The 7,782-nt window shown below is 37.0% G+C and carries 6 protein-coding genes and 1 pseudogene; all 7 read right to left on the bottom strand.

Translation table 11 applies throughout. The annotated features are described in order from the left end of the window. Positions 1-33 precede the first annotated feature (33 nt). Positions 34-460, bottom strand: a pseudogene (locus B494_RS19890) (ISL3 family transposase); the annotation flags it as partial. Between the two features lie 233 nt (positions 461-693). Continuing rightward, the gene (gene recA, locus B494_RS0108405) at positions 694-1,734 is read right to left on the bottom strand and encodes a recombinase RecA (RefSeq protein WP_017471950.1); all 1,041 of its coding nucleotides are present in this window, start codon (positions 1,732-1,734) and stop codon (positions 694-696) included. Between the two features lie 151 nt (positions 1,735-1,885). After that, positions 1,886-3,139: a competence/damage-inducible protein A gene (locus B494_RS0108400; protein ID WP_017471949.1), complete on the bottom strand. Its 1,254-nt coding sequence runs from the start codon at positions 3,137-3,139 to the stop codon at positions 1,886-1,888. After that, positions 3,139-3,717 (bottom strand): CDP-diacylglycerol--glycerol-3-phosphate 3-phosphatidyltransferase, encoded by a 579-nt coding sequence (gene pgsA, locus B494_RS0108395; RefSeq protein WP_017471948.1) that lies wholly within the window; start codon positions 3,715-3,717, stop codon positions 3,139-3,141. The genes B494_RS0108400 and pgsA overlap by 1 nt, the downstream gene beginning before the upstream one ends. Before the next feature lie 192 nt (positions 3,718-3,909). Beyond that, the gene (locus B494_RS0108390) at positions 3,910-4,809 is read right to left on the bottom strand and encodes a helix-turn-helix domain-containing protein (RefSeq protein ID WP_017471947.1); all 900 of its coding nucleotides are present in this window, start codon (positions 4,807-4,809) and stop codon (positions 3,910-3,912) included. A 323-nt stretch (positions 4,810-5,132) separates the two neighbouring features. Next, a complete protein-coding gene (gene yfmH, locus B494_RS0108385) occupies positions 5,133-6,422 on the bottom strand; it encodes an EF-P 5-aminopentanol modification-associated protein YfmH (RefSeq protein WP_017471946.1) in 1,290 nt (429 codons plus the stop codon). After that, positions 6,415-7,704, bottom strand: coding sequence for an EF-P 5-aminopentanol modification-associated protein YfmF (gene yfmF, locus B494_RS0108380; protein WP_017471945.1), 1,290 nt, complete (start codon positions 7,702-7,704; stop codon positions 6,415-6,417). Before yfmF ends, yfmH begins: the two co-directional genes overlap by 8 nt. Positions 7,705-7,782: the final 78 nt, after the last annotated feature.

Here is a 7,782-nt window from a genome sequence, read left to right as displayed (position 1 = left end):
GAGTCTCGCATATTTCCTCTGCTATGTGCTATTTCAAACGAGAGCCTTTTTAACCTCTTGTTGCCATAATATTTTATGTTTCAAACGTTGAAAATTTTTGATGCCAAGAGTCTCGCTTTAAAACCTTTATCGTATTGTTTATGCCTTCGATATAACCATTATTAAATGGATACATGAACGATTGTAAGATCGCTTGTTTCCAACGTATAAACGTTTTTCTTACGCGGTGAAATGCATTAATGTTAGAAGCACGCTTCCATTCTAGACATGCCGCCATTCCTTTTCTAGCTGTCTTCTCATCACTTGTCTTAAACCATTCATCTAATTTGTTCTTTAACTCATACGCTTCTTTTAAGCGTGGATCCATTTGTAAAAGCTTCTCAACCTTTTCTCGTCCTTTCCCTGACAATTTATAAGGCGACTTCCACAATGACCTCTTACTCCGTTTCATATGAATCCGCACTCATAGCCCCTCTCTTTTTCTATTGTCTCGACAACTTTAGGATAACAAAGGGAGTGAGAATGCGTGTGTTTTTTTGCACACTATCACGATAGAGGACACCACCACATTCAGTATAGCGCCATTAATGACAAGACAAAAGACAGCACCTTTAGTCAAACCCCAGTCGTTAAATTCAGCTTTAACTTTTAGGGTCACCATAACTTTAAGGCACTGTCTTATCCGTTTTCTATTTACTTACCATCTTCAATAAGTTCATCCATGATAGGTTCTTCATCAGGATTAAGTTCATCCATATTATAATGATTACGTACTGCTTGGTAGATTTCTGTAGCAATTGCCGTATTCTCTTTTAAGAACTGCTTAGAATTTTCACGTCCTTGTCCAAGACGTTCATCATTGTATGAATACCATGCTCCACTTTTCATCACAATATCCAAGTCAGAGGCAATATCAAGCATTTCCCCTTCGCGAGAGATACCTTCACCGTACATAATGTCTACTTCAGCTTGTTTAAACGGCGGAGCTACTTTGTTTTTAACCACTTTTATCCGTGTTCGATTACCAACCATATCGTTGCCTTGCTTAATCGTCTCTGCACGACGAACTTCTAAACGTACGGAAGAGTAGAATTTTAACGCACGTCCCCCAGGAGTTGTCTCAGGGTTACCAAACATGACACCCACTTTTTCACGAATTTGGTTAATGAAAATAGCCGTTGTCTTTGACTTATTAATCGCTCCTGAAAGCTTCCGCAAAGCTTGTGACATAAGTCTAGCCTGAAGACCAACATGAGCATCTCCCATCTCACCCTCAATTTCCGCCTTCGGAACCAAGGCTGCAACGGAATCAATAACAATAATATCTACCGCTCCACTGCGCACTAAAGCTTCAGCAATTTCTAATGCTTGCTCACCAGTATCAGGCTGCGAGAGTAATAGTTCATCAATATTCACGCCTAACTTTCTAGCATATACCGGATCAAGGGCATGTTCGGCATCAATAAAAGCAGCTGTTCCACCTTGTTTTTGGGATTCTGCTATTGCATGAAGCGATACTGTTGTCTTACCTGATGATTCAGGTCCATATATTTCAATAACACGGCCTCTTGGGTAGCCACCAACACCTAAAGCTACATCTAAAGCTAAAGAGCCACTTGAAACCGTTGCTATTTTCTGTTCAGCTTGCTCACCTAGTTTCATAATAGAACCTTTTCCAAATTGTTTCTCTATCGATTTTAAAGCCATATCTAAGGCCTGTTTGCGATCACTCACCAGAATTCCTCCTCATAATTTCAACTAAACCTATCATACACCGTTTTAAACAATTAAACAAGCAAAATGCGAATGAATGTTCTTATTTTTTTAGTTAGTAAACCAGCTGCTTTTTATAGAATAGTTGAAAAACCTTAAATAATTAGCTTTCTTAATGGTTTTTTTTCAAATATTGATAAATTAATGCTAAACCTTTTTTTACCGAGCGATTACGGACAATTTCTCTATTTTTTGGAAAGGAAAATTGCTCAATCTTATAGTTGTCTTCTGAATGATAAAAACAAATATATACCGTACCTACGTCTTTCCCTTCCAATTCATCGGGACCAGCTACACCGGTGAAGCTAATGCCATATGTTGCATCGAATTTATTTTTTGCATGTTTAGCCATTTGATAAGCACAATGTTCACTAACCATCCCATACTGATCAAGAATAGATTGATCAATATCAAGCACTGCTACTTTCGCATCGGGTGTATAGCTTACAATACTTCCTTTAAAAACATGACCAGCACCAGGTACAGATACCATTGCGTCTGCAAAGCGCCCACCCGTTAAACTCTCAGCTGCAGCAATGGTTTGCTGATTTCGATTAAGCCAATTAACAATAACTTGATTAATGGTTTGGTCATTTACGCCATAAATATAGTCACCGACAACCTTTTCAATTTGTTGTTGAGCTACATTAATTAACTGGTTTGCTCCATCAGCAGACTCGGCTTTTGCTGTTAGCCGTAGTGCTACTTCTCCGTCGGTTGCTAACGGTGCAATAGTCGGATTCGTTTGCTGTTCAATTAAGTGCTTCACTTTCATTTCAAGTTCAGATTCACCAATGCCTATGAAGCGAAGCATCTTAGACGTAATAACATCATTGAGTGTTAAACGATCCTCTAAATAGGGGAAAACAGTATCTTCCATCATCCCCTTCATTTCATCAGGAACACCTGGCATTAAAATAAGATGGCAATCTTGATGAGGGACAATCATACCTGGTGCCGTTCCAGATCGATTTGGAATAATGGTTGCACCAGGTATAACGTGTGCTTGCTTTCTATTATTAGTAGCCATTACACGATTGCTTCTTTTAAAATAGGCTTCTATGTCTGCCAATGCTTGTTTACTTTCAACTAACTGCTTCCCTACAAATTGAGCGACTGTTTCTCGAGTCAAATCATCATCCGTTGGTCCAAGGCCACCCGTTATTAAAATAAGATCAGAACGTTGCGTTGCTGATTGTAAGACTTCTAAGAACCGCTTCTCATTATCACCAACCACATGATGATAATAGACACTGATCCCTCTAATCGCTAACTGTTGCGATATCCATTGCGCATTTGTATTAGCAATTTGTCCAAGTAACAATTCTGTACCCACTGCAACAATCTCTGCTTGGATTCCTTTCATTACCTTGACTCCTTTATAACATGCCAATTCTTTACAAAGTAATCGACACCAGAAACAACAGTAAGTATAAGCGCAACATATAATAAAATCGTTCCTACAGGCCAATTTAAGTAAGAGAAAGGAAAATCATGTAATAATAGGACGCTGATCGCTAGTAATTGAAAAGTCGTTTTCCATTTACCCATCTGTCCCGCAGCCAGTACAATCCCCTCCCCAGCTGCAACAAGACGTAAGCCTGTTACCGCAAATTCTCGAGAAATGATAATGATCACAACCCAAGCCGAAGCCGTACCCATCTCTATCAGCAAGATAAAGGCTGCTGTTACCAGTAATTTATCTGCCATTGGATCTAAAAACTTCCCTAAATTCGTTACTAAATTATACTTGCGAGCATAATAACCATCGACCCAATCTGTGCCTGAGGCTACAATAAATAGCAATGCTGCTACGAAGTCAACAATTGGTAATGTCTGATACCCAATCGTCCAACTCCCCCAATCCAAAGGCAAGGTTAGTAGTAATATAAAAATAGGAATTAAAAAAATACGTGATAAAGTGATCCGATTTGGAATGTTCATTTAATCATCCACCCTTTCCATTTATTAAGCGATATAAAACGAACGTTCAATCAATGGCGCATTCGTTCTCCACACTAATTGGCAGTTAATTATCTTAGATAATTATATGTAAACCTTAATTCTGTAACAGAAGTTAACCCCTCTCACCTCTTGATGAGAAGGGTCTCGAAAAAGCTAAAAATTGGTGTAAAATTATGACTCAGGCTCTTCATTAATATAGATCCAAAGCTGTTGGACAGCTGTAGGCGCAATATCCTCGGAGAGAACCACGTCTAAATCATTAATTGAGAAATCAATCACACTCGGATTTCCAAATCTCAAATAAACAAAAGATTGATCAGTAACATCAATGGTAAGCGGTGACTCACTAGATTGAAATGTGGAGTAATACAAACGCTCACCTGAATCATCTTCAATTTCCAACCAATTACTATCTGATGTTTCAATCTTTAATTCAATCATTTCATCTTCACTTTCCAATTGATAAATCGATTGGTTACTTTCATAAGAAACAAAGGTCAATTCTGGATCTTCACTGTCTTCTTCTTGCTCTTCTTCTTCCTCATCATCGTTATCATTTGAATCGGACTGTTCTTGCCCATTATCTTCTTCATCCGTATCAGGTGGTAATGAGACTTCATCGCCAGCTGATTGGTCCGTTTGCACTTGATCATTTCCATTTCCTGAATCTTGCTGCCCCGGACCTAACGTAATCCGCCATATAAAGAAACCTACACCAACAATAAGGAGAATAACAAATACAGTAGGTAACAAGGAAGTAAATGGTGACGTTTTTGATGAAGTTGTTTTTCCTCTTGTCCGTTGCATCCGTGTATATTCTACAGCATTTTCCGCTTCTGGAGCTGGTATTTCGCTTCGGTGTTCACTTAGAAGCTGATTCGGGTCTAAGTCGACAACATTTGCATACTCTTTAATAAAAGCACGTATATAAAAGCTTCCAGGTATAACTGAAAAATCATTCCTTTCAATAGCTTGTAAATGTCTCGTTTGAATTTTAGTTAAACGTTGGACATCATCCAAGGAAAGACCTTTCTCCAAACGCGCTTCTTTTAATTTTTCACCAATTTGCATCTATAACACCATCCGTTTACTTAATCACTGTCAACTATCATTTTACTTGAGCATACTACTACTATAATAAATGATTTCCACTCATTATAAAAGAGGAGAATGTCATGATCGAACAATTATTTTTTCCCTACCCCTCATTGCCAATCACCCGATAGCAATATTTTCTCCATTTATATAATTAGACTTCTGATCAAGCAAAAAAGTTACTAAATTTGCAACATCTTTTACTGTTCCTCATCGTTTAGTGATAATGCACCCATCAGATTCAATACTAGCGCCTATTTCTTCACTTGCTCAAATAATAAGCAGATGATAAACCATCGTTACGATGCCTCAGCTATCCTAACTTGGAATATAGCGACATTATCATCTTTAATCCAATTATTCAAAAATTGGTTAGCATCTTGTAAAGATAACGATTCTAAAGTTGGTAAAAGCTCAAAAAAATCAATATCGAGCATTTGATATTGGCTAACTTGATTAGCAATTTCTGAAGTGCTATTCATATCTCTTAATAAGCCACCCATCATCTTACGTTTCATTCGCTCAAAATCTTCTTTACGGAGCTGATAAGACTTGAATGACTCAAGTTGTGACTTTACTGTTTTAGCAAATTTATCTGGATCGCTAGTGTTTCCACCAATAACAGAAAAGGCAAACTGCTTTTGACGCTCTGATTCGAACCCAAGACTTCCATCAATCAAATCCAAGTCATACAATTCTTGATAGTATTCACCTGATTTCGAGTAAAAATAATCTAATAACATGTCCGCCAATAATTCTTCTTTTATAAACGTTTGGCTATCTTGCTTAGGTTCTTCTTTAATACCAACCATACACTTAGCTACAGCAACTGGCATTTCAATCGCATCTTCAGACTTTGCTACCCCTAACGCTTCGTCAGGATAGAAGCGATTAATATGTGGAGTTTTTTCAAAAGTTTTTTGTGCTTGATTCGCTTTAATTAATGCAATCATTTGTTCAGGATCAAATTGCCCGACTAAGGTCAGTGTCATATTTGATGGATGATAAAAGGTGTGATAGCAAGAATAAAGATCTTCCTTTGTAATCAATTGTATCGAGTCAACTGTTCCGGCAATATCAATTTTAACAGGATGTACGTCATACATCGTTCCTATAATCCCAAAAAATGCTCGCCAGTCTGCTTGGTCATCGTACATTTGTATTTCTTGAGCAATTATTCCTTTTTCTTTCTCAACCGATTGATCTGAGAAGTATGGTGTTTGTACAAAATCTAACAAAATCTCAGTATTTTTATCCACTTCGGAAGTTGCTGAAAATAAATACGCGGTTTTTGTAAAAGAAGTAAAAGCATTTGCAGATGCTCCGTTCTTTGTAAAATCTTGAAATACATCACGATCCTCTTTCTCAAATAGTTTATGCTCTAAAAAGTGGGCAATTCCATCAGGTACAGTAACCCTTTCATCTGAATCAATCGGAACAAAGCTTTGATCAATTGATCCATAATCCGTTGTAAAGACACCATATGTTTGTGCCATTTCATTTTTTGGAACTAAAATAACACGCAAGCCATTAGGTAGCGTCTCTCGATAAACTGTTTCTTTTATTTGTGGATAATGCTTTTTATGCATTGGACTGACCTCCTTTTGCCGTTAAGAAATAGGTAGTATCTAATTCAATTTTATTGGCCATTTGTACAATAGCTTGATGATTCACAGATTCAACAGCATCGATAAACTCAGAAACTGAACGAGATGAATCAGCAAGTTGTTGGTTATAAAGGACTTCCGTCATACCAAATGGATCATCTAACGTTTCTTTGTATTGATTAATAATTAAGCGCTTAGCTTCGTCGATTTGTGCTTCGGTGAATTGACCCTCACGCATAGCCTCCATCTGTTCTAAGATGATTGCTTTTGCCCTATCGTAATCAGTCGGGGCAATACCACTAAAAACAAATAACAATCCTTTATGACTTTCAAAGCGAGAAGCTGCATAATAAGCTAAGCTATTTTTTTCGCGCACATTAATAAACAGTTTAGAACTAGGAAAACCACCAAAAATAGCATTAAATACTTGTAAAGCTGGATAATCCTTATCCGCGTATTTCGTATGCGTTCGATAGCCAAAGTGCAACTTACCTTGTTGTAATTCTTGCTCTTCAATAATGTCTTTTACTTCATTGACTACTGGGGTTTCTGATGATATATCTAAATCTAGATGCTTACTTAGATCTCGATCGAATAAATTACCAATTAACTTTTTAATATCAATCGATTCGAAATCGCCCAGTACATACAAGTCAAGTGGATCTTCTGATATGACAGACTGATAATATGAATAAAGCTCTTCTGCAGTAATGCGTTCTAAATCATCTGGATAACCATGGACATGCAAATGATAAGGCTCTTCTTTACACATTTCATCAATCATTCGCATATTAGCATAATGCATTTTATCATCTACAATTGCTGCAATCTTTTGTTTTAATGTTTGCTTTTCCCGTTCAACAACTTTAGGATCAAAACGATTGTTAATGACATTCGGGGCGAACAATGCTTCTTTAAAGAGATTTAGCCCATCCGTTAAAATATTGTGTTGATCAGACAAATAATTTTGATTGGCAATGGTCATTCGCGCAGTCAGAATATGTTGTTCGCCTTTTTTGGTACCATCCATGGACAATACTGCGCCATAAAGATCATCTAATGCTCTCCGAAAAGCATTTGATGTTGTATATCTTTTCGTACCTTGTTGCAATACAAAAGGTAAAAGCGCCCTTTTTGTTACGGTTTCACGTTTTAATAAACAACGAAACTTTGCTGTTATATGAACAGTTTTAAATTTTTTACTATTAACAATATGTAACTTGTAACCCTTCTTGTCTATTTGTTCTTCATTTAATTCAATCATAAATAGCCTCCTTAATAACGGTGCATTTTGTCTTTATCATACCTATCTTTAACTTTACCACTATATTTTACACTAAAA

The sequence above is a fragment of the Amphibacillus jilinensis Y1 genome (assembly GCF_000306965.1).
In the GTDB taxonomy this organism is placed as follows: Bacteria; Bacillota; Bacilli; order Bacillales; family Amphibacillaceae; genus Amphibacillus_C; species Amphibacillus_C jilinensis.
The sequence above is the reverse complement of the archived record's forward strand: the minus strand, read 5'-3'. Positions and strand labels throughout refer to the sequence as shown.